Source organism: Streptomyces sp. NPDC054932 (assembly GCF_053610205.1).
In genome coordinates, this window is the sequence record NZ_JBSGXU010000056.1 from 17455 (window position 1) to 42523 (window position 25069).

Annotated in this window: 24 protein-coding genes and 1 tRNA gene; 13 read left to right on the forward strand and 12 right to left on the reverse strand. The window is 69.0% G+C overall.

Annotation, left to right across the window (positions count from 1 at the left end; genetic code table 11):
* Positions 1-177: 177 nt before the first annotated feature.
* Both ACWGE1_RS17555 and ACWGE1_RS17560 read right to left on the reverse strand, forming a co-directional pair.
* A complete protein-coding gene (locus ACWGE1_RS17555) occupies positions 178-660 on the reverse strand; it encodes an NUDIX domain-containing protein (protein WP_453421382.1) in 483 nt (160 codons plus the stop codon).
* Between the two features lie 10 nt (positions 661-670).
* Entirely contained in the window at positions 671-1894 is a 1224-nt protein-coding gene (locus ACWGE1_RS17560) for a helix-turn-helix domain-containing protein (protein ID WP_453421383.1), read from the reverse strand.
* Positions 1895-2105: 211 nt separating this feature from the next.
* Here ACWGE1_RS17560 and ACWGE1_RS17565 point away from each other — a divergent pair, with 211 nt between their 5' ends.
* The 8 genes from ACWGE1_RS17565 to aspS all read left to right on the forward strand — a co-directional run bounded on the left by ACWGE1_RS17565 (position 2106) and on the right by aspS (position 8973).
* The gene (locus ACWGE1_RS17565; RefSeq protein ID WP_453421384.1) at positions 2106-2387 is read left to right on the forward strand and encodes a hypothetical protein; all 282 of its coding nucleotides are present in this window, start codon (positions 2106-2108) and stop codon (positions 2385-2387) included.
* A 321-nt stretch (positions 2388-2708) separates the two neighbouring features.
* Complete coding sequence (locus tag ACWGE1_RS17570; RefSeq protein WP_453421385.1) at positions 2709-3218, forward strand: nucleoside-diphosphate kinase; 510 nt, start codon at positions 2709-2711, stop codon at positions 3216-3218.
* A 73-nt stretch (positions 3219-3291) separates the two neighbouring features.
* Entirely contained in the window at positions 3292-3591 is a 300-nt protein-coding gene (locus ACWGE1_RS17575; protein ID WP_405710768.1) for a hypothetical protein, read from the forward strand.
* A gap of 146 nt (positions 3592-3737) precedes the next feature.
* Positions 3738-4322 carry a CYTH domain-containing protein gene (locus ACWGE1_RS17580; protein WP_406075191.1) on the forward strand — a complete coding sequence of 195 codons (585 nt, stop codon included), beginning with the start codon at positions 3738-3740 and terminating at the stop codon, positions 4320-4322.
* A gap of 37 nt (positions 4323-4359) precedes the next feature.
* Entirely contained in the window at positions 4360-5127 is a 768-nt protein-coding gene (locus ACWGE1_RS17585; protein ID WP_453421386.1) for a hypothetical protein, read from the forward strand.
* The gene (locus ACWGE1_RS17590) at positions 5127-6521 is read left to right on the forward strand and encodes a hypothetical protein (protein WP_453421387.1); all 1395 of its coding nucleotides are present in this window, start codon (positions 5127-5129) and stop codon (positions 6519-6521) included. The genes ACWGE1_RS17585 and ACWGE1_RS17590 overlap by 1 nt, the downstream gene beginning before the upstream one ends.
* A 20-nt stretch (positions 6522-6541) precedes the next feature.
* On the forward strand, positions 6542-7285 hold the full coding sequence (locus ACWGE1_RS17595) for a class I SAM-dependent methyltransferase (protein WP_453421388.1): 744 nt from the start codon (positions 6542-6544) through the stop codon (positions 7283-7285).
* 371 nt (positions 7286-7656) lie between these two features.
* Positions 7657-8973 (forward strand): aspartate--tRNA(Asn) ligase, encoded by a 1317-nt coding sequence (gene aspS, locus ACWGE1_RS17600; protein WP_453421389.1) that lies wholly within the window; start codon positions 7657-7659, stop codon positions 8971-8973.
* Between the two features lie 72 nt (positions 8974-9045).
* Here the strand turns inward: aspS and ACWGE1_RS17605 are convergent, their stop codons facing one another.
* The 5 genes from ACWGE1_RS17605 to ACWGE1_RS17625 all read right to left on the reverse strand — a co-directional run bounded on the left by ACWGE1_RS17605 (position 9046) and on the right by ACWGE1_RS17625 (position 14923).
* Positions 9046-9837, reverse strand: a complete 792-nt coding sequence (locus ACWGE1_RS17605; RefSeq protein ID WP_453421390.1) for a plasmid replication/partition related protein — start codon at positions 9835-9837, stop codon at positions 9046-9048.
* Between the two features lie 306 nt (positions 9838-10143).
* Positions 10144-11844 (reverse strand): relaxase/mobilization nuclease domain-containing protein, encoded by a 1701-nt coding sequence (locus tag ACWGE1_RS17610; protein WP_453421391.1) that lies wholly within the window; start codon positions 11842-11844, stop codon positions 10144-10146.
* Between the two features lie 5 nt (positions 11845-11849).
* Positions 11850-12401 carry a MobC family plasmid mobilization relaxosome protein gene (locus tag ACWGE1_RS17615; RefSeq protein ID WP_453421392.1) on the reverse strand — a complete coding sequence of 184 codons (552 nt, stop codon included), beginning with the start codon at positions 12399-12401 and terminating at the stop codon, positions 11850-11852.
* A 906-nt stretch (positions 12402-13307) separates the two neighbouring features.
* On the reverse strand, positions 13308-14006 hold the full coding sequence (locus ACWGE1_RS17620) for an ATP-binding protein (protein WP_453421393.1): 699 nt from the start codon (positions 14004-14006) through the stop codon (positions 13308-13310).
* Positions 14003-14923, reverse strand: coding sequence for a hypothetical protein (locus ACWGE1_RS17625; RefSeq protein ID WP_453421394.1), 921 nt, complete (start codon positions 14921-14923; stop codon positions 14003-14005). Before ACWGE1_RS17625 ends, ACWGE1_RS17620 begins: the two co-directional genes overlap by 4 nt.
* A 608-nt stretch (positions 14924-15531) precedes the next feature.
* On the opposite strand from ACWGE1_RS17625, the gene ACWGE1_RS17630 reads away from it, so the two are divergent.
* Positions 15532-15870, forward strand: a complete 339-nt coding sequence (locus ACWGE1_RS17630; protein WP_453421395.1) for a DNA-binding protein — start codon at positions 15532-15534, stop codon at positions 15868-15870.
* Between the two features lie 28 nt (positions 15871-15898).
* A complete protein-coding gene (locus ACWGE1_RS17635) occupies positions 15899-17413 on the forward strand; it encodes a LacI family DNA-binding transcriptional regulator (protein ID WP_453421396.1) in 1515 nt (504 codons plus the stop codon).
* 57 nt (positions 17414-17470) lie between these two features.
* Here ACWGE1_RS17635 and ACWGE1_RS17640 read toward each other — a convergent pair whose 3' ends face one another.
* Positions 17471-18871, reverse strand: a complete 1401-nt coding sequence (locus ACWGE1_RS17640; RefSeq protein ID WP_453421397.1) for a DNA-binding protein — start codon at positions 18869-18871, stop codon at positions 17471-17473.
* 192 nt (positions 18872-19063) lie between these two features.
* Here ACWGE1_RS17640 and ACWGE1_RS17645 point away from each other — a divergent pair, with 192 nt between their 5' ends.
* Positions 19064-19903 carry a PE-PGRS family protein gene (locus ACWGE1_RS17645; protein WP_453421398.1) on the forward strand — a complete coding sequence of 280 codons (840 nt, stop codon included), beginning with the start codon at positions 19064-19066 and terminating at the stop codon, positions 19901-19903.
* Here ACWGE1_RS17645 and ACWGE1_RS17650 read toward each other — a convergent pair.
* A complete protein-coding gene (locus ACWGE1_RS17650) occupies positions 19833-21467 on the reverse strand; it encodes a PE-PGRS family protein (RefSeq protein WP_453421399.1) in 1635 nt (544 codons plus the stop codon). The genes ACWGE1_RS17645 and ACWGE1_RS17650 overlap by 71 nt on opposite strands.
* A gap of 226 nt (positions 21468-21693) precedes the next feature.
* Here ACWGE1_RS17650 and ACWGE1_RS17655 point away from each other — a divergent pair, with 226 nt between their 5' ends.
* A complete protein-coding gene (locus tag ACWGE1_RS17655; RefSeq protein WP_453421400.1) occupies positions 21694-22578 on the forward strand; it encodes a hypothetical protein in 885 nt (294 codons plus the stop codon).
* A gap of 121 nt (positions 22579-22699) precedes the next feature.
* Here the strand turns inward: ACWGE1_RS17655 and ACWGE1_RS17660 are convergent.
* The 3 genes from ACWGE1_RS17660 to ACWGE1_RS17670 form a co-directional block, all read right to left on the reverse strand.
* Positions 22700-22773, reverse strand: a tRNA-Pro gene (locus tag ACWGE1_RS17660).
* Between the two features lie 79 nt (positions 22774-22852).
* A complete protein-coding gene (locus tag ACWGE1_RS17665) occupies positions 22853-23425 on the reverse strand; it encodes a Pr6Pr family membrane protein (RefSeq protein WP_453421401.1) in 573 nt (190 codons plus the stop codon).
* Positions 23426-23541: 116 nt separating this feature from the next.
* Positions 23542-24480 carry a metallophosphoesterase gene (locus tag ACWGE1_RS17670; protein ID WP_453421402.1) on the reverse strand — a complete coding sequence of 313 codons (939 nt, stop codon included), beginning with the start codon at positions 24478-24480 and terminating at the stop codon, positions 23542-23544.
* A 68-nt stretch (positions 24481-24548) separates the two neighbouring features.
* Between ACWGE1_RS17670 and ACWGE1_RS17675 the strand changes: the two genes are divergently transcribed.
* A complete protein-coding gene (locus ACWGE1_RS17675) occupies positions 24549-25010 on the forward strand; it encodes a GatB/YqeY domain-containing protein (RefSeq protein ID WP_202200473.1) in 462 nt (153 codons plus the stop codon).
* The last annotated feature ends 59 nt before the right edge of the window (positions 25011-25069 follow it).

Below are 25069 nucleotides of genomic sequence, written 5' to 3' on the forward strand. Positions count from 1 at the left end.
GGGATGCCAGGGCCGCGGCGGCGACCCAGACGGCTTCGAAGCATGGTGTCGTGCAGCCTCACCGCGTAGCCGGCATCGGGCAGCAAGGGTCGGCAGTATGTCAGGGAGGCGCGGATCTTGGAGGCGAGGTGTTGCCAAGACCCCTCCTTTCGGTCCCGGATGGCAGCACAGGTGTAGTCAGGTCCCTGTTTCCGGCGACTGCCCGTGTTCCAGGTAGGCAGTCAGGCCGTCCGTTCGGGCCTGGATGCCTGCGGCGATTCGGCGCGCGAGGCGGGGGATGGTGAGGTCTGGCACCTGTTCGGCGCCGTGGAAGTCGTAGCTGCGGAGCTCGTCCGCTTGCAGTGCGATCTGTTGGCGGTGGTCTGCGTCCAGGCGGCCGCCGTCGAAGAGGTAGAGGACCTTGTCGCCCTCTCCTGGGTTCGGCGCCCAGTCGACAACGAGCAAGCGGCCGATGTGGGGCTTGATGCCCAGTTCCTCATGGACCTCGCGCACACAGGCTTGTCGGGGCGACTCGCCCTGCTCGACGTATCCGCCAGGGATGTCCCGGTAGTCCTTGTACGACGGCTCGACGAGGAGGACTCGATCAGCTTCGTCGAAGAAGAGAGCGCCGGCCGCCATGCGGGGGTGGGCCATCTTCGCTTCGTGCTCGTTCTCGCTCACGGATTGGACTCTAGCCGCCCGCCACGATGCGGAGCCTGCGGGCCAGGTCGGCCAGGGGATGGGACGGCTGGCCTCTGGTACCGCGTATCCAGCCGATGACCAGTTCTCGGCTCATGTAGTGGTGGCGGACCTGCTCGGGGGCGACCTGTTCGGCTTCCAGCAGGACGGCCAAGGCTTCGTCAGTCCGGTTCCAGGCACTCAGCGCCCTGGCGACTTCGAGGCTGTGCCGCGCACGCCGTTCCACTGGCATACCGCTGGTGTCGATTCGCGGACCGAGGTCCGCGGCGACCTGAATGTCGCCCAGTTCGCCGGCTGCGGCTACACAGTGGATGGCCACATTGGTCGGTCCGAAGGCTGTCCACAGGTGGTTGGCATCGGCGCTGAGGCGCTGCGCGGTCTCGTCCGCCTCTCGGAGGAAGATCTGCGTAGTTGCCCGATCCTCTGCCCGGGCTGCGGCCATCGCCCCGGTGAGGAACAGCGTGCCGTATACGGAGAGGTACTCGTCGCTCGCGTTGCCCAGCTCCGGTTGCATGACGGCAGCCGCGTCGTTCACCAGCTGGATCGCTGCCGTGAAGCGTCCGGTGGCCAGTAGGCAGTGTGTGACCGCGCGGAAGAGTGAACCTGTGACCTCGCTTCGGCCGCTGTGCTGCGCGGCTGCCAGACCGCGGTCAGCCGCGATCCACGCCAGCTCGGACTCTCCGACCTTGCCCAGCACCATGGCTGCGCCGTGGTAGGCCAGGGCGAGTAGCGCGTGAGCCTCCTCCCCCTGATCCCCCGAGTAAGCGCGGGATGCGGCGAGGGCGTCGGCCAGGACGAGGGGGAGACGTCGAGTAGCGAAGCCGTAGCGGGACGCCTGGTAGGCGTCGAGCACCTCGCCCACGTTGGCACGAAGGTCCTGCAGGGCAGGTGGCTCGTCATCGGGTGCAGACCCCAGCAGGGGTGTGAGCTGCTTGTAGTCCATGAGCGCTTCGCGCAACGCGGCAACGGTGCGATGGCCGCTGTCGGGCGACCATTCCATGAGAGCGGGCTCGGCGAGGAGGTCTCCAAGGGAGACATCGAGGGCGTCGGCGAGTGATGTGATCACCGAGAGGCGATCGAGCTCGATCCGATTGTTCTCCGCTTTGCTCAGCCAGTCCGTGGTACGGCCGACAAGGCCGGCCAGTACCTCTTGGGAGAGGCCGCGACGGCGCCGATACCAGGCGACGCGCTCGCCGATGGTCAGGTTCTCTGTCATACCTCGCATGTCCTGATCATCACCTCGTGGCCGAAGTGGACCCCGGAAGGTTTTTCCGGGGTGTCGTGGGGCGCCCTGGCTACTGTCGCAACAGACCGAGAACGCCGCTGGGCGATGCGAGCAACTCATCCTGCATCAACTGGCTTTTGCTAGTGACACTGGTCCGTCCCACCCGTCTTCTTCAGGCAGAGAGATCGGAGATGGCAAAGCCATGAAGCCCGCATCGCAAGGCCCCGAAGGGGTGGTCCCGGCCGTATCGCGACGCCACGTGACCGTCGAGGCCGCCGCCGGCTGGAGCTCGCTGCCGGAGTGGCTCACGGTCCATGCGCTGGTGATCGACACGGGCACCGGCCGCCGGGGCGAGGTGCAGCCGTGGCCCTACTACTCCGAGAGGCCGCCCGCCAGCGCCTGGCTGCGGCCGGAGGGCGGCGGAAAGGAGTGGATGGCCCCGATCGACGGCCTCCGGCCGGCCCGCGACCATCCGGCCACGTGAAGCCTCAGCAGCTGTGGCAGCGGTTCGAGTGGACCACCGGGAGTTGTTTCCGCTGCGAACGGCTCCATGTAGAGGTGACCGTCATCGGCTCCATCGCCGTGAGCGGTGTTGAGGCCGAGATCCACGCGTGCAGGAAATGTGTTTTCCGCCTGGAACAGCTGCACTGGGTACTCGTCGAGAGAAGGTCTCGGCCACTTGGCCGATATCCCTCTCCGGGCCTCAACTGACAGGCACAGAAGGGTGTTCCGCCGCAGGTAACCTCAAGCGGGCGAGGCGCTGAGCGCCCGTCATATGGCTTGCCTGAAAGCTGAAAGGGAACCGATGGCCCAGGATCAGGAAAACACCGTGGAGCGCACTCTCGTCCTCCTCAAGCCCGACGCGATGGTCCGCGGATTCGCGGGGAAGATCATCGCTCGATTCGAGGATGCGGCGCTGAAGATCGTCGGCATCAAGATGAAGCAGATGGACGCCGAGTTCACCCGGCGCCACTACTTCGACCTGGAGGAGCGGCTCGGTGCCGAGGTCTATAACCTGACCTCCACGTTCATGCAGCAGGGCCCGGTGATCGCGCTCGTGCTAGAGGGCTTCGATGCCGTCGCCACCGTACGCAAGATCGTCGGGAGCACCTACCCGAACGAGGCCCCCGCCGGCACTGTCCGCGGCGACTTCTCGCACTACAGCCGGGGCGCCAGCGCGGCCTCTGGCAAGGCCGTCGCGAACCTGGTCCACGCCTCCGGCAACAAGGCCGAGGCCGACCAGGAGCTGGAGCTGTGGTTCGACAAGGACGAGCTTCACGACTACCGCACCCTCGCGGAGATCTTCACCTACTGAGCCCGACCGATGTCACCGATCGGCCGTCGACGCGTTGAACACCACCAGGCACCAACGTAGGAGAGAAGACGTCATGACCAACCCGACCCGCGTCGCCTCTGTGGCCGAGCTGGAGAGCATCTTCCAGCAGGAGCTGGCCACCGACCGATGGGCCGCGACGGAGACCGCCTTCGCGCTCGCCGTCCGCAGCCGTGACACCGGCGACTGGGAGAAGTCCCGCGAGTGGGTGGCGCAGTGCCTCCAGCTGCTGGAGGGCTTCCCGGACGAGACCGAGGAACAGGTCGCCACCAAGCGCGTGTCCGTCGGCGGCGTGCCGCTCCCGAACTACCTGCACGAGGGCGTCGTGCGTGACCGCTTCGGCGAGCTCGCCTGACGCTCCTGCCCTGTGGCGGTGCGGCACGCACCCGCGTACCGCACCGCCCGGACGCTTGATCAATCACACACCGCACTGAACTGAGCCAGCCCCGCTTTGCCTGGCTCGGGCGGATCACCCATGCCCGATTCCGTAAGGGAGCCACTGTGGCCATCGAGATCGAGATGCGCGCCCGCTTCGACAAGGACGCGTACGAGCAGCTCCTCGCGCGTCTGACGCAGGAGGCCGAGGACCTCGGCTGCGACGACAAGAACATCTTCTTCTACGTGCTGCCCGACCAGCTGCTCAAGGTCACGGACAACATCGCGGCCAGCTCCGCGAAGATCACGCTCAAGGCCGGCAAGATCGGCCAGGGCGCTGCCTTCCCGGAGACCGAGTTCGCCATCGGCCGCGAGGACGTTCCGGCCGCTGTGCGGATTTTCAATGCCCTCGGCTTCGAGGACGCCATGCACCAGGCGTTCAATCAGCGCCACAACTTCCGCTTCCGCGGTGTCGAGATCGCCGTGAAGTGGAGCGATGCCTGGGGGCACCACGCCGAGTTTGAGGTGCTGCTCGACGACGAGGCGAGCACCACCGCGCGGGACGAGGCTGTCGCCCGCATCGGCGCCGTGGCCGATGAGCTGGGCGTGCACCTCATGACCGAGGAGGAGCTCGCCGAGTTCACGGCCGCCTTCGAGGCCGCCGAGCAGGCTCGCAAGGAGCAGGCGGCCCAGACCGCGTCCGTCAGCTAGGCATCCGCTGTCGCAGACCACCGAGGGGGTGGGCCCGATGAGCACGACCTCGCCGGCCGACAGTCTGGTCGAGCTGGCTGCCCGTAAGCAGCTACCGCACCACCAGTACACCGATCCCGCCACCGTTCGCTGGATCACCGCGAACCGGCCGGTCTTCTCGGACGGCCCGCCTCCCCGGCTGCGGAAGACCTCACAGTCGCTCCTTTCCCGCTCGGCCATCCCTGCCGGGTGGCTGGCCGAGGCGAAGTGCCTGGACTCCCTCCACGGGATCCGGCACGCGATGCGCACCGCCGCGCTGGCCGCGCTGCTCGCGGAGTCGGCCGGGCTCAGCGAGGACGACACCGCCACGCTGGTCCTGGCCGCCGCCGTCCACGACTGCCGTCGCCTCCACGACAAGGACGACCGGGGCCATGGGGCGCGTGCTGCCATCTGGCTCACGGACAACGCCGACACCGTCTGGCCCCACTTCGGGGTCATGGCGACGCCCAGCCGGATCGCCACCGCCGCCACCGCGGTGCGGCTCCACGACGTGCCGTACGACGCCTTCACCGAGGACGATCAAGCCGATCACACCCGAGCTGAGGTCATCTGCGACCTCCTCAAGGCCGCGGACGCCCTGGACCGCTACCGGCTGCCGAAGCTCAGCTGGTGGCCTGACCCCGCCCAGGTACGCTCCGACGCCTTCAACGGTTTACGCACGACTGCCTTCGAGCTGGTTGTCCGGTCCGAGACCGCATGGCTGGCCGGAGCGAGCAGCACGGAGGCGGTCCTCGTAGGACTTGCGCAGCTGGAGCTGACCCGCTGATGGACTTCCTGGACGCCTACGAGCAGTGGGCCGATGCCCACGCCTTCTTCGATACGACGCTAATCCCCAGCCCTGTGGACGGCCAGGATCCGCTCGCGGAGCAGGCTGCGGCCTGGGAGAACAGGCTCGTGGCGGAGACCCCGAACGGCTGGCTGCTGCGGGACAACGCCCTCTTTCGTGCCTTGGGCGGGGACGGCAAGCTGCACCTGTTGCACGTCACACACGCTCTGGAGCAGATCAGCGAGCACGGCTCGCTCTATCCCTCCGGGGGCTGCCTGGTCGGCAGCGTGTACTGCGCGCCCCTCACCCCGACGGAGCGCGGATACCGCATGCACAACCTCGCCGAGTACGTGCTGACCAAGGAGGCCCCGGCCTTCGTGGCGCAGGCCGGCACACCGAAGCGTGTGCCGACGCCTCTGATCTTCGAGATCAACCTGCCGCCCCAGGCGTACCGCGGGCTGGCCGGCGTGGACTACCTCCGCCTCGGCTCGATCCACCTGCAGATCTACAGCCGCCTGGAGTACCTGCTCTCCAAGACCGAGCGACACCAGCTGCGCGAGACCATCGTCAGCAGGATCAAAAACTCCACGGCCTTCCTCGCCCTGGCGGCTGCCGTCGCCTACCAGGGCGCCGCAGTCCAGCCCAGCACGTTCCTGCGACTCCTCGACGAGACGATCCCTCGGCTGCCGATCCTCGGGTACGTGTACTTCGAGGCCCTGGCGGAGTACCTGATGCTGCACTCCACCACGCAGCAGACGCAGGAGAGGGCCGAGCTCGGCGAATTCAACAACTGGCTTTACAAGGACATGTTGTTCGCGTCCTTCCCGCACATGGCGGGCAAGTTCGATCTCGCGAAGTTTCGGCCCTCACCGGACGAGCTGGGCTCGCTCCTTGCTCGGATCGACCCCAGCCTCGACGCCGCTCACGCCGGTGCCTACCTCACCGAGCGGATCAGCCACCTCGTCGCGGCCCGGCTGTTCACGCCCGGCCAGGTCCCGGAAGCCTGGCACCACACCCGCTGGGAGTTCGACAGCCTCTCCACCCAGCTCGGCCCGCTCCTCGGACACCTGATCCACCGCGAACTGCGGACCTTCGGGCGGTACCCGGACTTCTACTTCTACTTCGACCAGCACAAGGCGCTCCAGGCGTGGAACTACTGGAACCACATGGACATCATCGCGCCCTTCAACGGCACGATCCCCAAGGGCGAGATCGGCATCAACCCTGCGTACCCCGATCTCGACTACCGGGTCTGGCGGGCCGAGCAGGACGACCGCGGCCGGCTCCATCCCGCCGAAGAACTCGACCTGACCATCGCCCCGCGCCTGGTCGACATCAAGTACACGCTCATGCGCAACAACCAGTGGACCTCACCCACCCCTGCCACGGCCTGAAGCGAGAGGACGCATAGCTGATGAATGCCCACCGCACGGACGGCTGCACCGTCGATCTCCTCGGCGAGCAGATCACGACTCTCCTCGCCGACCCTGCCACCACCCACGGCCTCGCGCGCACCCTCCGCGCTGCGGCCAAAGAGATCGAGCTCAGCCGCTACCACCGCGCCAGCCAGAAGGCGTTCCCCAGCGGCCTGGTCGACGCCGCACCGAATAAAGTCCAGGTCGGCGGCGGAGCCCACCGCCTCGACGGCTTCTGCAACATCGACGCCGTGCCGCCCGCCGACTTGCTGTGGGATGTCCGTGAGGGGATCCCGCTGCAGGACGACTCCGTGGACGTGCTGTTCTCCGAGCACTTCCTGGAGCACATCGACTACCCGGTCTCCGCCAAGCAGTACGCCCGAGAAGCCCACCGCGTCCTCGCCTCCGGCGGCCGTCTCATCACCGGGGTGCCGGACGCGGCCTTCGTACTCGGCCAGTACCCGGCCGGCCCCGAGCAGGCCGAGGAAATGATCTCCCGGTGGTACGGCAAGCGAGACTGCCGCAAGGACATCAACACCTACCTTGACCTGATCAACTACGTCTTCCGCGACCAGGACGACGACCCCACGTACAACCCGCACTACTGGGCGTACGACTTCGAGAAGCTCAGCCAGCTGTTCACCGAGGCTGGCTTCGCCACCGTCGAGCCCTGGGACTTCGACCCGGACCTGGCGAACCCGAAGAGGCAGTGGGCGAGCGTGTACGTAGTCGCGATCAAGTAGCGGGCTGGTGAACGCCTCGTTGGGCTTCCGCCTCAGGAGGCCCGACGAGGTCGGGTTACACACCTATTGCGTTGCAGGTGCCGTGCCCGCTTCCTATCCTCGTGGCCAACGCGTAGACGGAGACGAGTAGCCGAGGATCACGCGAGCAGAGAGAGCCGCCAGTAGCTGGGAAGGCGGACTCGCGCCCGAGGCGAAGACCCTCCTGAGCGCGGGGAGGAACGGCCCTTGGCCCAATGCCCCGCCGGCTCGCCCCCGTCACAGGGCGGAATGAGGCTGCTGCTTACAGGCGGCGGCGAAAGTGCGGTGGTACCGCGAGTTCCCTTCTCGCCCGCACTCCCAAGGGATCATGACGACGCCCCTGGAGGGCTGCGATGATCCACACCACGAGCCGCGTACTGACTTCTGACCTACGCGGCCACATCGACCAGACCGTCTCTGTCTCCGGCTGGGTGAACGCACTCCGGCTGCAGCGCAAGATGCAGTTCGTGATCCTGCGCGACCACTCCGGCATGGTCCAGGTGACCCACAGGCGCGACGGCGGCCCGCTGGAGGCTGTGCTCGAGTCCCTCACCCCGGAGTCCGCCGTACGGATCACCGGACGCGTCGTGGACGCGGCGCAGGTCAAGCTCGGCGCCCTGGAAATCGTCCCCGAGGCGGTCGAGGTGCTGAACGTGGCAGAGACGCCGCTGCCGATCGACGAGCAGACCGGGCCGGAGCATCGGCTCGACTGGCGCTTCCTTGACGTCCGCAAGCGGGAGGCCGCGCAGATGGTGTTCGCCGCGCAGACGACCTTGGAGCAGGGGCTGCGCGAGTACGCCATGCAGAACGGCTGCACGGAGATGCACACCCCGAAGCTGATGGGTACCGCCTCGGAGTCCGGGGCGGAGGTATTCAAGCTCGGGTATTTCGACCGGTCGGCGTACCTGGCGCAGTCGCCGCAGTTCTACAAGCAGATGGCGGTGGCGGCCGGCATCGACCGGGTTTTCGAGATCGGTCCGGTTTTCCGGGCCGAGCCGTCATTCACCTCCCGGCACGCGACCGAGTTCACCGGTGTGGACGTGGAGCTGTCGTGGATCGACAGCGTCGAGGACGTGATGGGCTTCGAGGAGCGGATGCTCGCCCATGCCATCGCCAAGGTGGCCGAGGTCCACGGTGCGCGGATCCGAGAGGTGTTCGGGGTCGAGGTCATCGTGCCGGAGACGCCGTTCCCGCGGATCACGATGGCCGAGACGCAGGAGGTTCTGCGGGCCGGCGGGTGGGACCCGGAGGGGGTGAAGGAGGACCTGGACCCGGACGGTGAGCGCCGGATTGCCGCACACATGAAAGAGCAGACCGGGCACGAGTTCGTGTTCATCACGCACTACCCGGCAAGCATCCGGCCCTTCTACCACATGCGCCCAGAGGGACAGCCAGACCTGACGCTCAGCTTCGACCTGCTCTGGAAGGGCCTGGAGGTCACCACCGGGGCCCAGCGCGAGCACCGCTCCGACGTCCTGCTCAAGCAGGCGGAGGAGAAAGGCATGAGCACCGAGCCGATGCAGGACTACCTGAACATCTTCCGCTTCGGCTGCCCGCCCCACGGCGGCCTCGGCGCCGGCCTCGGCCGGATCCTCATGGTCATGATGGGCCTGGACTCTATCCGCGAAGCGACCTTCCTCTTCCGTGGACCGAACCGCCTCACCCCCTGACCGGGGCCGTATATGCCGCTGCTCCCGCCGCCGCTCTGGCGGCAGGAGCAGCTGGTCGGCGTTTGCGCCGGCTTACGGGAGGTTGCGCTCCCGCCATATGGCGTCCATTTCGGTCAGGGCGGTCATCGCGTTGGCGATGGTCTCGCGGGTGACGGAGCGGCCCGGTGCCTGGTACTGGGGGTCGTACTTGGCAAAGGTCCTGCTGCCCCGTGTCTGTGCGAGAGCCGTCACGACATCGCACAGGAGATAGGTTGCAACCCTCCGCTGCCGTACGTCTTCCTTGATGCATTCCCTGTGCTTGTTCCAGGCCTGAATCGCGGTGAGTTCGCCCGTGATGACCCGGTCGGCGAGGTCAGGGGCCTCAACGCGCAGTCGGGCCAAGTGCTGCTGGCTGGCTTGTGCACGAACCTTGTTGGCGAGTGCGATCTCGTGGGCCTCGTCCAGGCTGACGGCACGCGTGATCACCGGGTCTACGAGGTTAGGCTCGTGGCGCATGACGAAGTCGGCCAGCTCCAGTCGGCCAGTGGAGATACCGGTCTTCTCGCTGAGGGATTGCATCGCGGCCTCTGGGGCGAGGTGCTCATTCGTTTCGGTGCTGGCTTGGGCCTTGGTTGCGATCACCGCCGCCTGCCCCGTGGTCAGGTTGCGCTGGCGGAGGTTGATGGCCAGGGCGTATCCGTCGGGATCAGCGCCTTCGTAGGTGGTGAAGCGGGGCTCGATTCCGAGGGCCTTGCAGACGGCCAGTCGGTTGCGACCGTCGAGCAGGACCCCGTCGGGGCCGAAGACGATCGGGTGACGTAGGCCGTGGGTCTTGATGGACTCGGTGAGCTCGTGGAGTTCCTCGTTGGTGAGCGGCGGGAACATGGCAGTGATGGGGTGGACGTTCAGGGTGGTGCTCCTTCTGGTGTGGGTATGCCGACAGCACCGTGCGGCTTGGTGGGGTTGGGCGAGGAGCCCGGGTATTTCAATGATCTGGAGAATCCCCGGTTTGGCTGACCGGGGTTCGTCAGCTATATATGCCGACCCCGTCGTGCGAGCAGGAGCGGTTTCGCATGGGCGCGCCGTCGCTGCTATCGCCCGGGTAACGGTGCACACGTTGGCCGGTCGAGCTGCCCTGTAGGGACGGCCCGTCTGGCGGAGCGCGGGGCGCCAAGTGCGGCGCCTTGGAGGTCAGCGTCGTGGGCGGTTCGGCGGGGCTGCGGGGGCGGTGGGCGGCTGCGTGCCGTGTCCAGGCTGGCCGGTCCACGATGCCGTTGTGCGTCGGCGGGCGGCTTCGGCGCGGGGGTTTGGGCTGGGGTTGCGGCCGGTGTGCTGGAGGCGGGTGATCAGGACGCGGGCCGGTTGACGGGCTGTGCCGAGTTCGCGCTGGGCTGCGGCCTCCTTCAGGAGCTGGTGGGGTTGGTGGCCACCGGCTTCGGCGTCGGCCAGGAGGGCGGCGAGGGCGGGCCAGCTAGGGTCGGCAAGGATGCGATCGGCCTGGTCGGGGACGGCGGCGCGTACGTCGTGGGCAAGGGCGCGGCGGGCTTCCTCCCTCGGCTGACGCTGTTCGAGTACGACGACCGTGGGTGTGAGCGCTTGCTCGGCGGCTGCCTGCAGGTGGTGGAGGGCTTGCCGGGCGGCGTCGGCCTGGTGGGCGTGGCCCTTGGCCTCGTGCCAGCGGCCGGCCACGATCCCAGCCCACAGGAGGGCTGCGATGAGGGCTGCGAGGGCGCTGCCGTCGGGGCCTGTGGCGGTGTGGACGATGTCGCGGGCCGCGTTGCGGATGGCGCGGGCGGCACGGTCTTCCGCCCGGATCTGGGAGCGCTGGGCGCGTGCGAACGCCTTGGATGCGGCGTGGAGTTCGGCGCGGAGGTGGGTGGGGGCTTTCTGGGCGGTGGCTTCGAGGAGTTCGCCGAGGGCGGTGATGTGCGCCTGGGCATGGGTGTCGTCGGCGAGGTCGGTGCGGAAGCTGTCGAGGGCTTCCGTGGCGTGGTGCCACGGGGTGGCGGGGCGGTTGCGGCGGGCGGTGGGGTGTTCCTCGGGCTGGCCGGCTTCGAGGCGGGCCTGGAGCTTGGGGAGGGTGAGGTCCGGGGCGATCTTCCCACCGGGGTGGAAGATCTGTTCGCCGTCCTTGTTGAGGTCGCCGGGGCGGCCTACAGCGTAGCCGAGGAGGTCTCCGGAAGGGCCGCGCCGGGGCTTGACCGCGATGCCGTCGGCTTCGAGGTAGGCGAGGAGTTCCTCGGCTGTGCGGGCGTGGGGGATGGCAGCGCGGATGCGGCCCTGGAGCCATTCACGGCTGGTCTGCTCCCAGCCGAGGCGTTCGGCCTTGTGCATCTCGGCCTGGGTGGGGGCGCGGGTGCCGGTCCGGTCGCCCTTCTTCAGGCGGCGCAGGCCGTAATCCTTCTCGATCTGCCGGCACGCGTCGCCGACGCGGATACCGCTGTCGTGGAGCTTGGGGCGGCGGCCGTCCTCGCGGACGGTGGTGGCGAGGATGTGGATGTGGTCGTCGGCGTGGCGTACTGCGATCCAGCGGCAGGACAGGTCATCGCCCTCGGGCGCGATGCCGGCCGCGGCGACGATGCGCTGGGCGATCTCGCCCCACTCAGCGTCGGAGAGGTGGCGGTCCTTGGGGGCTGCGCGGACGGGGCAGTGCCAGACGTGGTCGGTGATCTTCTTGCCGAACTCGCTGTTGCGCAGGCGCACGGGCTCGTCGAGGTAGCGGGCGAGCTGGGTGAGGGTGGCGTTCTCGTCGCGGCCGGGGTCGGGCATGGCGAGCATGGCGAAGCCGGCCACGATGTGCGGGTCGGTGTGCTCGTCGTGGCGGCCGGGGCCGTAGAGGTAGGCGAGCAGGCCACGGGTGTTGGCGCCGGAGGGCTTGATGGCGGCGATCACGAGGGTCAGACCTCCCTCGGGTCGGCGGGCTCTCGCAGGGCTTCGGCGATCAGGACGAGCAGGTCGTGGAGCTCGTCGAGGCGCTGGCGTATGTCGGGCGGGGTGAGGTCAGTGTTCAGGGCGCGGGCGATCTGGTTGATGTTGACGCCGATGCGGTTGCACTGGCGCAGGACCTGGGCGCGAAACACGTGCTTACGGCGCCGGTCCTCGGATAGCGGGAGGTTGGCGGTGAACCGCCCGTAGATGAAGGCGAGGACGATGTCGGCGGCGAAGCCGGATACACCCTTGTAGCCGTGCTCGGCTGCGGCCTCTTGGAGGCGAGGATGTTCGTCGTCGGTGAAGCGCAGGGGGCCGACGCGGTCGGAGCGCTTGTTGCCGGTGAAGCGGCGGATCGTGGGCTGGACGCTCTTCACCGTCGGCTCGCCGGCGGCAGGCTCGGCGCTGCGTACGGCGTGGAGGATCTCGCGCTGGACGGCGTGGAGCGTCTCCTGGTCGGGGCCGCCTTCGGACCCGACCTCCTGGTCCGGCGCCCCCTGGCGCGGGGCCGTCTCCGCCACCCCCGGGGCGGAGATCCCCGAAGGCCGACCTTGAGTCGGACTCGGGGTACTACTGGCTCCGCCAGGAGCCGTCCTGCCGAACGCGCGCCGCCAACGGTCGGTCAGCGTAGACGACTTTGATGACGGCGAGGGTGTGTCGCCGACGTGCTGCGAGGCGGGTGTCACGGGTGGTTCTCCTGCAGGGTGAGGTGAGAGGGCGATCGCCTCGCGGTTCCGAGCAGGCATGTGCCGGGACGGGATGCGGGAGGCTGTCCGGTCCCCGGATCGCGTGGTGGCGGGCGTGGTCCCCCGAAGGCGTTTGGGGCGAGGGTCGGGGAATTGGGGATCACTGCAGCAAGGCGAATCGGGGACCGTCCGGAACAGGGGGCGGCGGGGATCGGCGCGTTGGGGACTCGGGCGAGCGGCGTGCGGGGCGCGGCGGGGGAAGCGTGGGGACCGAATGGGACGGTCCCCGTGGTCACTGGTGAGGGGACCGGTCCCCTTCGGTCCCGAGATCCGATGACCTGACGGTCCCCAATGGGATCTGGGGACGGTCCCCAGATGGCGGGACGTCCCGACGGTCCCCAACGCGGTGATGCCGGGCGGTCACCGGGACCGAGTCTGCTTATCAGCCGTTTGACCTGCGGAAAGAATTCGGGACCGTCTCGATGCGGAGATCGGTCCCCGCGCCGTTCTCCGGGGCAGGTGCTGGTTGCGGGGACGGTCCCCGTTTGCAAGCGGCGATCCGCGACGGTCCCCGATCGGCTGTGTGTTCGGGGACGGTCCCGTTCCGTACGGGACCGAGGGGTGTGTCTTGGGGACGGTCCCCTCTCAGCGGGGACCGGGGACCGGGTGTGGTTTTGGGGACGGCCCCCCGAGTGGTCCGGCTTGGTGGCTCGGTCCCCGATGCGTAGGGGACCGTGGCGGTCAGGAGTCCGACGGCTGAGTGCGGCGGCGGTCCGGGCCGGTGAGGATGACGCGGGTGGTCATCTCCGCCAGCCGGGATGCGACGCGGTCCCCGACGGCTCCGCGTAGCTCGGCGATGGGGAGGTTGGTGGTGATCAGCGTCGGGAGCATCTCGGTGTAGCGGCGGTTGATCAGCCGGTACGTCAGCTCCTCGGTCCACTCGGACTGCTTGGCCGCGCCGAGGTCGTCGAGGATCAGCAGCGGGCATCTGCCGAGTTCCTGGATCTCCCGCTCGGGGTCGTGGTTGGGGCGCGGGCGGAACTGGGCGTGCAGGTCTGCGGAGGTGACCGCCTGCCAGCTGAGCCGGACGCCCGCCATGAGAAGGGAGCGGACTGCTCCGTACGCCTGGTGGGTCTTGCCGCTGCCGGTGGGGCCGGCGATCAGCAGTGAGGGCCCGTAGGAGATGCCCCGCGTGCCGCCGGGGCCCACCCGGCCCATGCCGGTGACTTGCTCGGCCCATGCGCGTACGCCGGGGTCCGTGGCGGTGGCCTCCCGGTAGCGGGGCGGGATTCGCCGGTCGGCCAGCTCCAGGGCGGTCACCGGTTCCGCTACGGGCTGGGCGGGGGCCGCGTCGGGGTCGATGCCCTTGGCGGCGAGGATCGCGTTCAGGCGGGCAGCCAGGAGCCCGGCGCGCTGCGGTTCACGGGTCGCTGTGGTCACAGGGCACCTCCGTAGGCGGCTTCGGGGTTTGCGGGGTTGGCGTAGGGCCGGTGGCCGCCCCGGAGCGCGGCGGCCGTCTGCGGCGGGTTCATGGCCTCGTTGACCAGGCTGGGCAGCACGCTGGGGTGCAGGGCCCTCTCCCGAAGTCGCGCCAGCCCGGTGCGGATGTGGGCCGGGTCGATGCCCTCGGAGAGCAGCTTGTCGACGGTCTTGCCGAGCTGGCCCAGTACGGCGGCGGGCGGTCGGTTGGGGCACGCGGAGGCGTACTCGGCGACGAGTTGGGAGGGGGAGACGGTGTCGTGTGCTGGGGCGCTCGCGCCCCCCAACGGAGTTGATCCTAGATCCACGTTCCTAGGTCCTAGATCCGGACCGTGAGGGCTCACCGCGGGCTCCCGGACACCTCCCTGCGCGCTCCCGGAGGGATCACTGAATCCGCTCTGACCTGCGGATATGTGGATGGGTGAGGGTTCGTTCCGTTCGGGGGAGGGCTCGGCGAGGGGTGCGTGAACCTGCATGGTGCCCTCACGGAGACCTCCGTGCGTCGGCAGTGAATTCGCAGGGACTCGACCGCCTTCGTGGCGGGGGCAGGCCGGATGGCGGCTACCGCTCGGCCGGTTGACCTTCTGGTGCATGGAGAAGGTGACGATGTGCAGGTACCGCTTGCCGTCGTCGCCCTCATACCGGCAGATGAGCTCGGCAGTGTCGAGCTGGTTGAGGTCGTCCTCGACCTCCAGAGCGCCGTGCTCCGGGCGCAGCGACCACAGGGCTCCGGCGATGACGGCGGCCTGGTCGCGGAACCGCCCGTGGTCGTCGGCTTGGGTGAGCAGGCCGAAGAAGGTCCGCTCGGCGGCGATGCTGACCTTGGCGAGCGACTCGGAGATGAACGCCTCCGGCTTGATGGTGCGGATGCGCGCCATGCCTATCGCCCCGCCTTCGCGCAGTAGGCGAACGAGGTCCTGGGGACCGGCAGGGGGGCGCGGACGGCCACTTGGGCCGTGCGGTGGGGCACAGATGTTCCTCTCGATCGTCCAGCGGGGAGCGGCAGTTCGGTGGGGGCTCGGATGGTCCGCAGCGCATTGCACCGGAGGTCGAATCAATTCCCGAACCGGGCGCGTGGACAACATAGCCACACCCACTTCGGACAAGTCCAGCGATTCCGGTTACGAAGCAGCACCAGTCGAAATGGCGCAGGGGGAATGCCATAACGGTAGGGCTGGATCCCCGGTTGACCAAAAAGCCGGCGCCGAATACGGAGCGGGAAAGATCGCACCGCGAAATCCTTGACCGCTGCCGCTAGTGCCGTCTATGTTGCCGCCCGCTCCCACGTCAGACACCGTGCGGCCTGTACATGTGGTCCGTCTGGGCGCATGGCGCCGGATGTCCGAATCACCTGGACGCTGTCGGTCGCCGACCTCCTCCGCAAAGTCATGGACCTCATTAAGTCCTGCGCGAAATGAAGCGGCGGGGCTTTATACCCCACGATCCCCGGTCACCCAAACCGGGGAATCGGAGTTACAACAGACGCATGCCCAAACACCCCGCGAAAATCAGTCCTGACCTGCCCCGCCTGTACCGCCCCGAGGAGATCGCCGCAGCTCTTGGCTGCTCCGTCTGGTGGGTCAAGGACCGGGCCAGTCGGACGCTCATCCCCTGCTCGCGAGTCGGCCGCTCGTATCGCTTCACCGCCGAGCACCTCGCCGAGATCGTCCGTCTGCACGAAGTACGGCCGGCCCAGCGCCCAGAACCCATCGGATCAGCCGCCGCCCCAGCCGCCCCACGTACCAGGCCGGTCCCGACGGCGGCCCGCCTCCGCGCCCGCCCGCCGCGCAGGACCCGGCAGGACGAGTTCGACACCACCGCGTAGTAGAGGGATCCGAAGGGGGAGGGAAGAGTTGGGTTTCGCGGAGAAGCGCGGAAACTACTGGCGCGGTCGGTACAAGACCGAGCCGGGCAAGCACAACACCGTCGTCGACGACACCGGCGCGACGATCAAGTTCGCCACCAAGCGCGAGGCCAAGCGGGCAGCGGACGAAGCGGAAATCGGGTTCCGCCGGGGAGACGTACGCGATCCGTCGCTAGGGAAGGAGACCTTCGCCGAGTACGCAAGCCGCTGGTACGCGGCCCAGGACCTAGCAGCGTCCACCATGCAGAACTACCGCCGCCACATCGAGGAGCACCTGCTCCCCGTGTTCGAGGACAAGGCTCTCGCCGGCATCCTCCGCACCGACGTCGCGCTTTGGGAGAAGCAGGAACGTGCCTCCTACGCGGCCTCCAGTGTCAAGACCTGGCGCGCGACCCTCCACCTCATCCTTGCCGATGCCGTCGACGAGGGGCTCATCGAGGCGAACCCCGCCGCGAAGCGCCGAGGACGGGGCAAACGCGCCGGCCGTTCCGCCGATCGCGGCCCCGAGAAGGTGGTCACCGACGCGCTCGGCGTCCTCCTGATCGCCGAGCGGGCCGCCCTCCTTGCCGGGCGGGACGACGAGTTCGTCGCGGTGCTCCTCAAGGCGTACACCGGCATGCGCTGGGGTGAAATCGTCGGTCTGGAGACCGAGTTCGCCCGCCGGGGCTCGGTACGTGTCGAGTGGCAGCTGTACGAGCTCGACTCGGGTGTGATGGTCCGCTGCCCGCCTAAGGACGACAGCTACCGCACCATCGACGCCCCCGACTGGCTCTCGGCCCTCGTGGCCGACCACGTCGCCCGTACCAAGCCCAAGCCGTGCCCGTGCCATGGCAGGACGTACGTCTTCCAAGGCCAGGGCACCGCCCGCACCGGAGGCCACCAAGGTGCGAAGCTGGTCGACGTAGCCCGCCGCGCCGGCGTCTCCACGGGAACGGTGTCCAACGTCCTGAACCACCCCGACCGCGTGCGCGAGGTCACCCGTACCCGCGTCGAACTCGCCATTACCGAGCTGGGCTTCGTACGAGGCGGTGCACCCTCGGAACACGCCGCCCACTGGCGCCGCAACGGCTTCGCCACCTGGCTCTTCCACCCGGCGACGACGGGCTGGTACCCGAAGAAGGCGCCGCAGGAGCCCCGTCCCGTTCCGCTCCTCGGCGACCCGTTCCCGGGCATACCGGTCCGGGGTCGCAACGCCCAGGGTCGCGCCGACGCCTGCTGGACGGCCATCGCCAGGGGCCTCACCCCGCACGGCCTGCGCCATTCCCACCGCACGCACATGGAGGACCTCGGCACGGAGAAGGTCCTCATGGACGAGCGGATGGGGCACATCGACGGATCAGTCTCCGCGCGCTACGCCCACGTCACCCCGGGCATGCGCCAACGCCTCATGGCCGGCCTCACCCAGCAATGGGAGGCAGCCCTCGACGCCCGCCTGTCGATGGCCCCGAGGTCCCCGGTGCGTGCGCTCGACACACTTTTGCGAGCTCGATCTGCTGCGCGATAGCCGCTGGGCGAATGCCGTGCTCGAACGCGGGTCTGCCGGTACGCGTCCGGCCGGACGTCAGGTGACCAGGAGACGCCGGAGTTCGTCCACCGGCAGGCGGGCTTCCTGAGCGGCGGCGCCCGCCTCGAAGCGGACGCCCTCGGTACCCAGGACGTCTGCGGGAGTGTCTGCACGTTTCGTGTCGGGCCACTGGAAGCCGGTGCTTACACGCCCAGCGGCGGTGAGCACTCGCCAAGCGTTGGGGCACTGTCCGCAGGTCGCCAGGTGGGTTCCGACTGGGACGGCGTGGCTGCCGATCACGGTCGCCACATCCCCGTAGGTCGTCCACTGACCGGAAGGGATGGCTCCCAGAAGGGTGTGCAGACCCGACCAGTCCTTGCGGGTACCGCTGAGCTGCTTGGCCAGGGCCGCGAGACTGGTGCCCGCAAGTGCTGCCCACTCACCGGGGTCGACGGTGTCCGGGACACGGTCGGTATCGACGTCCCACCAGGTCGTGCCCTGTATCCCGTCGGCCTTGCGGCCGGTCACGCTGATGAAGATGTGGTTGGCCAGCCCGGTCGGCGTGTACGACTTGCCGTCGGCTTCCCAGGTCAGCGGCTCGGCGGTGTTGTTGCTCCATGTGACGCTCGCGCGCCTGCCGTTCTCGTCGACCCAGGCCCGGATGTCCTCGCGGATGGATTCCGGCACGCCGTGCCTCGGTACCAGCTGCAGCCGAGCCCCATCGGGCAACAGCCCGGCGTCGACTAGAACGTGCACGGCGTTGCGGGCGCGTGAGCGTTCCTCCAGTTTCTGGGCTGCGGCCTTGGCCTCGATCCGGGCCGGAGCGAGGGTGAACTCCTCGACCTCCGGGGTGGGGTAGACCTTGGTGAATCCGGCGACGAGCTGCCCCTGGACCTTCCAGAGGCCGACCTCGATGAGGTCGATGTCGAGGTTCATCTCCGACAGCCACACGACGGTGTGGGTGACCTGCTTGGGGAAGCCAGCCGCAATGATCACTTGGCGGGGGCGCTGGAGCAGCTCTGGACTCCAGTCCCCGTCCACGTGGTCCAGGAGGCGCTGCCGGCACTCGTCGAGTTCGAGGCTCTGGCCCCTGCCCTTCAAGAAGTCGCGGTGCGCCTGGGCCAGGGTGTCGAGGTCGAAGCGGGACACCAGGGCGGCGTAGGTGATCGCTTGGAGGTGTACGTCTCGGTCGGCCGTTCCCCGCTTCAGCTCGACCACCACGAGGCGCCCGGTGGCATCCAGGCCCAGGACGTCCAGTCGGTCCCGCGCCGGCACCCCGTCCGTGTCGGCCCACCGGTCGAACTCGGCGGTGATGACGAGTACCGACTCTCCGAGGACCTGAGGGTGCGCGATCACCCACTCCTGGAGGTGCTGTCGTTCGAGGAGCCCCTCCGCTGCGAGCGCGGTCGGCGCGACGGGCGCGGCCGAGGCCCCTTCGACGGTGAAGAGATGATCCACGCTGTCCCCCTGCCCCAGTCCGTCAGCCAGGCGCTCCCGCGCCGACTGCCCCGAGCCTACGTGCGGGCCGTGCCCCGGGGCAGTTGCTTCCGGTAGATCACGGACGGGGCGGGGCCGACTCCGAAGTCGGCTCGCCGTCGAGATCTTGTTGATGGGCATCCGGCGGCGCCGTCGACCTGGCTCAATGGAGGCATGAAGATCGGGGAGTGCTGGGCCTATCGGGCCAAGCCGAAGGAACTGGGCGGCGCCCTGCGCCAGGTGGAGATCGTTCGAGTGGGCGCCTCCGGCAGGTCAGGAATCCACGTGCGGTTCCTGGACGGTGATGAGGCCGGACTGCAGGAGTGGGTCAGCGCCGGCTGTCTGGTCACGCTCTGGGCTGACGTCGACGCCTTCCGTGCGGATGACACGGCGGAGCTCGCCCTGGCCGAGGCGTCGAGGGAGGTGCGGGGGAGTGCCGAGTTCGAGGCGGCGCGGATGATCCTGGGCTTCGTCCGCCCCAAGGGGCGGCTACGGCTGCGCAAGGCGGTGGCAGACGCGGGTGTGCTGGAGCTCGGCCACCTCGACGAGACAGCGCCGCTGATCGCCATGGACCCCGCCGAGCTTCGCGGCGACGCCATGGTCCACGAGGACCGCAACGGCCTTTGCCTGGTCGGCTGGCCGGTCGCCGAGCGGATCGCGCGGCAGGTGGCGCAGCGCTTGACTGAGGAGGTCCTGCCGGAGGTGGACCGGCGGCAACAGGCTGTGGACGATGAGCGCGCTCGGCCCTCCTGGCAGTCGTACCACCGCCGGGACGACCGCAAGCTGGACGCGGAGGCGGCCGCCCTGCGCACGGTCCGGGAGTGGTGCGGGGAGGAGAAGGCCGAGCGCTACGACGAGCTCGTCGCCCTACGCGCCGAGGTGCTGCGCCTTGGCGAACTGGTCGAGCAGGCCGTGAAGGCGCTCCGAGACCGTGGGCATGGCGTCATCGCCTCCACCATTGAGCGCGGCCTTGGGGTCCATATCTCCAGCCTTGGTCCTGACGTACGTCGTTGAAGCCGTCACGCCACCGCTCGGGCTCCGGCTTGGGCGGTGCGGGCTCCACCGGTGGCTTCACCTTCTCCGGGCGGTGCGGATGCCAGCCGTCGAGGAACGGCCGCAGCTCGTCCCCGGTGGGCTCGGCGTGGAAGTCCCGGGCACCGAGCCCCTTTCCGTTCAAGGTCGGGTCCAGGCGGGCGGCCTCCGCCCTGCCCCACGCCGACCACTCCCGGAGCCGCTCGGCCTCGATGGGGTCCTCCGTCTGGGCGGCGGTCTCGTCCAGCGCGTTGCAGAAGGTCCGGATCTCTCCTGCGGCTCGCCACTGTTCCAGCGCGGTGCCGAAGTGCTCGGCCCGAGCGGCGTCCACCGCCTTGATCGAAGCCACGCCGACCGCGGCCTCCCACTCCCGTTGGGCGCGCTCTTGCCTCTCGGCTTCCAGTCGGCGGTTCTCGGCCTGCTGCCGTTCCCGCTCGTCCTGGAGCCGCCGCTGTTCGGCCTCCCGCTCCAGCCGGACCCGTTCCTGCTCATCGGCCCGGGTTCGCAGCGCCCGGAGGACCGAACCGATCTGGTCCTCAAGCGGCTTCTTCTCGGTGTCGGCCCACTCCTTCTTCCAGCCGTACTGATAGCCCTGTTGCTGGGCGAGGACCATCTCCAGTTCCCCGGACGGCTCGAACCGCTGCGCCGGGACGACCCGTTGCCAGTCGTATGTGCGGCGGCCCGCCGTCTTGGGCACGTACCGGACCTGCTTCTGCCGTTCCTTGAAGGTGATCTCGTACGTACGGCCATGGATCGTGAGCAGAGGCTTCGGCTGCCTGCGCTTCTTGGACACCGCGATCTCCCCGTGCAGGGGGAGGGCCTGCTCGGCGATGAGGCGGAGCAGGGACAGCGCGCGGGGAAGGACTCCCTCGGAGATCTCGAAGGCGCTGTGGTCCGCGGTCACGGCAGCGAGGACGTCGTCCACGTCGGTGATCACACGGCTGCGTGCCAGCCGGATCCGGTTCCACTCCGTGTCGTCCTCGCCGGTCACCCGGAGCAGCCCCAGGAAGAAGTCTCCCTTGGTCCGCCCGCTGTACTTCAGGTGGTACCCGGCCGGCGCACACTGGCGAGCCGCGTCGAATGCCCTCCGGTAGCGGGCCCGCGCGGCCTCGTCCGGGTTGGGGACTCGCAGGAAGCGGCCGGCCTGCTGCACCTCGGTGATCAGTGCCCGTCCGATATCGGCCGGAGAGAGGCGTGGTGCTCTGGCGACGCGCTGTACCGGGGGCTTCTGCTCGGCAGCGGCCTTCTCCTCGACGCGGTCAGACTCCGCCTTTTTGGGCCCGGGCGTCGTCACCGGGCGGGTCTTCCGTGGTGCCGGATCGGGCCTGTCGGGGTGATGGCCGTGCTGGAGGTAGAAGCGCCCGACCTCGGTGATCTCCGCCCGCCACCTCCCGTCCTCCTTGGGCATGGCGATGTGCCCCCGCTCCTTCAGCGCTCGGGCGGTGAGGGCGAGTTCGGGCGTGTCCGACGTGACGGGTTCGACTCCTTCACTGATCCGGGTCAGGAGGGCGAGCTGGCGATCGTTGAGGGGCGACCAACGGTGCATGGTCTCGGTGGTACCGGCCGCGGCAGCCCCGCACAAGCGGAATCATGATTCGGCTGGAAATGATCGCATTAGCTGACACTGCGTCGGGGAGAGATGAGCGAGTCATCACCGACAGTGAAGAGGGGGTTGCATGCGGCGGAGGGCCGAGACGGATAAGGCACTCAGTCAACTCGACGTCATACGACGCACACTCGAGGACCCTGCTACGGGTCTGAGTGCGCTCTACGTGACGGTGGACCAGACGCGCCAGAAGGTCCTCGAAGCAGTGGCGCAAGGCACGATGGGCCTGCGTGAGGAGAACCGTGAGCTCCGGCGGCGGCAGGAACGGATGCTCACCGACCTGGCGGAGGCGCGGAGCGGTCTGGAGGCCCTGAGCCGACGGCTGGAAGAGAGCATCCAGGCGGTACCGCTGGTGTCGCCCGAGGTGGCGAGCCCCTTGGTTGTCGGCGCCCCGGCCACCACCGAGTCCGATGTGCAGCCGCCCGCTGGGCCGGACCTAGCCGAGCCCGAGGTACTCGGAGAGCCGGCCGAGCTGACCGAACGATCCGATGGGAAGGAACCCCGCGTGCTGGAAGAAGTCCGCAATGCCCACGGTCATGGGAACACGGCAGGAAGGCCGGAAACCGTGCCGCACCTGACCCCTGTCGCGGAGCCGGTCCAGGAGCCCGCTCAGGCCGACCAGGAGGACCAGCGCGCCCACCTGCAGTGCCTTCTGTCGGCTGCTGCGATCGCCTCCGCGACGCTGATCTGTCACCGGGAGACGTGGGACTTCATCGCAGAGCACACCAGCGGGCACACCCACTTCCGGCTCCCCGAGCGGATCGAGGACGCGGATGGCGGCCGTGTTGAGATAGCCCTGTCGGGAAGGTCCCTGCTCGCCGTGCTCACCACGATGTGGAAGGTGACCCGGGGACACGAGGCAGGCGGGGCGCCCGGTGAGGAGCATGACCTGGCCACGTGGGCGCTGGCCGCGGCGGTCTACCGCAGGACGGCGCTCGCTGTGGACCGTGTGACAGATCAGGCCGAGAAGGAGAACGGCTCAGCCTTGATCGTCCTCGACGACCGGAGCACGCGCACGACTGCCCCGGACCCCGGCGCCGCCGCTGCCTGACCGGCTCCCCGGGGAGCCGGATTCCGAAGTCGGCTCCCAGATGGCTCCCAGGACAGGGGTAAACGCCAAACAGGGGCCTGATCCGCGATGCGGATCAGGCCCCTGACCTGGTCTTACGAAGTCGGGGTGGCGGGATTTGAACCCACGACCTCTTCGTCCCGAACGAAGCGCGCTGCCAAGCTGCGCTACACCCCGATCGCCGCCCTGCAGCGCTTGCTGCCCTGGCGACATCGATTACTTTAGCGGACCTCTCGCCGGAGACGAAATCCGGTTTTCACGCAGCGGTCGCGGGGGCCGGCGCGGACGCCGGGCGGAAACGGTCCGCCGCGACCAGGGCCAGGCCCAGGGCGTAGAAGACGATGCCCAGGACCACCGCGTTCAGGGCCACGCGGGCGTAGCCGTACTGGGCCACGTCGATGAAGGGGTACGGGTACCGGCGCGCGGTGCCCGGGGCGAGCAGGGCGCCGCGTACCAGCGCGAAGGTCACGTACGCCAGCGGGTACGCGAGCCACTGGGCGGCGTGGCGCGGGCGCAGGGTGCGCGGGGCCGTGAGGAGGAGGAAGTCCAGGAGGGCGCCGGCCGGGGTGACGGTGTGCAGGAGCTGGTTGGCCACGGCCCTGGCGCCGGTCAGTCTGTCGAGGTCCTCGACCACGTTGAAGGGGCTCGACGGGTTGGCGAGGACCAGGTGGAAGACGAGCCCGGTGATCAGGATGAAGAGCAGCACCCCGCCCCGCCAGAGGGGAGCGATGTCGGGCCGGCGCTGCTGGGCGCGCGCCGCGGACAGCCCGAGGACGACCGCGACCAGGATGTTCGTCCAGATCGTGAAGTAGCTCAGGACGACGGGCACGCTCCCGTACGCGCACTCGATGACCAGCCCACCAGGGCCGCAGCACAGATCAGGGCCCGGAACACCACCGGGACGAGGCGCGACGGTGCGGTCATCCCGGTCATCCCGGCAGCGTATTACCCCTTCGGGGTCAGCGTCAGGAGCGTCGCCTCGGGCGGGCAGGCGAAGCGGACCGGGGTGAACCGGTTGGTTCCGCAGCCGGCCGAGACGTGCAGGAAGGCGCGATTGCCCTCCGCCTCGTGCGCGGAGAGTCCCTTCACCCGCTTCGTGTCCAGGTCGCAGTTGGTGACGAGCGCCCCGTAGAAGGGGATGCACAGCTGCCCGCCGTGGGTGTGGCCGGCGAGGATCAGCGGGTACCGGTCGGCGGTGAAGGACTCCAGCACGCGCAGGTACGGGGCGTGCACCACGGCCATCGAGAAGTCCGCGTCCGGCTCCGGGCCGCCGGCGACCTCCGCGTAGCGGTCCCGCTTGATGTGCGGGTCGTCGAGCCCGGTGAAGGCCAGTTCCAGGCCGTCCAGCTTCAGCCGCGCCCGGGTGTTGGTGAGGTTCAGCCAGCCGGCCGCGTCGAAGGCGTCCCGCATCTCCTCCCACGGGTTGTGGACGGCGCCGACGACCGGCTTGTTGCCGTTCAGCCCGTGCCGGCCCTGGGTCTTCTCGATGAGGTAGCGCCCGGGGTTGCGCAGCCGCGGCCCGTAGTAGTCGTTCGACCCGAAGACGTACACGCCCGGGAAGGACATCAAGGGGCCCAGGGCGTCGAGCAGCTCGGGGATGCCCTCGGTGTCCGAGAGGTTGTCGCCGGTGTTCACGACGAAGTCGGGGCGCAGGCCGGCCAGGGACTGCAGCCAGGCGCGTTTCTTGCGCTGCCCGCCGACCATGTGGATGTCGGACACCTGGAGCACGCGCAGCGGGCGCATCCCCTGGGGAAGGACAGGCACCGTGACCCGGCGCAGGCGGAAGGACCGCGCCTCGAAACCGGCGGCATAGGCCACACCTGCGGCCCCCACCGCAGCGATTCCGGCAGCCGCCTTCAGGGGTACTCCGTAACGCGCACGCATGGACCCATCGTCGCAGACCCGGAAAACCAGTGAGCGCCACTGCCCCCGCACCTGGCAGACTCACATCCATGACCACGCTCAAGGCCAAGCTCCAGGAAGACCTCACGACCGCCATCAGGGCGCGTGACGAGCTGCACTCGTCCACGCTGCGCCTGACCCTTTCCGCCATCACCAAGGAGGAGGTCGCGGGCAAGGAGGCCCGTGTGCTCTCCGACGAGGAAGTCCTCAAGGTGATCGCCAAGGAGGCGAAGAAGCGCCGCGAGGCGGCCGAGGCCTTCGCCCAGGGCGGCCGTCCCGAGCAGGCTGCCCGGGAGACCGCGGAGGGCGAGTTCCTCGACACCTACCTGCCCAAGCAGCTCAGCGACGACGAGCTCGTCGCGATCGTGGCGCAGGCGGTCGAGGAGGCCAAGGCCGCGGGTGCCGAGGGGCCGCGGGCCATGGGCGCCGTCATGAAGATCGTGAACCCGAAGGTCGCCGGGCTGGCCGAGGGCGGGCGTGTCGCCGCCGTCGTCAAGCAGCAGCTCTCCTAGGGCCGGTCGCCCCGGCACCGCACAGCGAAGAGGGAGGGCGCCGGCCCAAACGGCCGGGG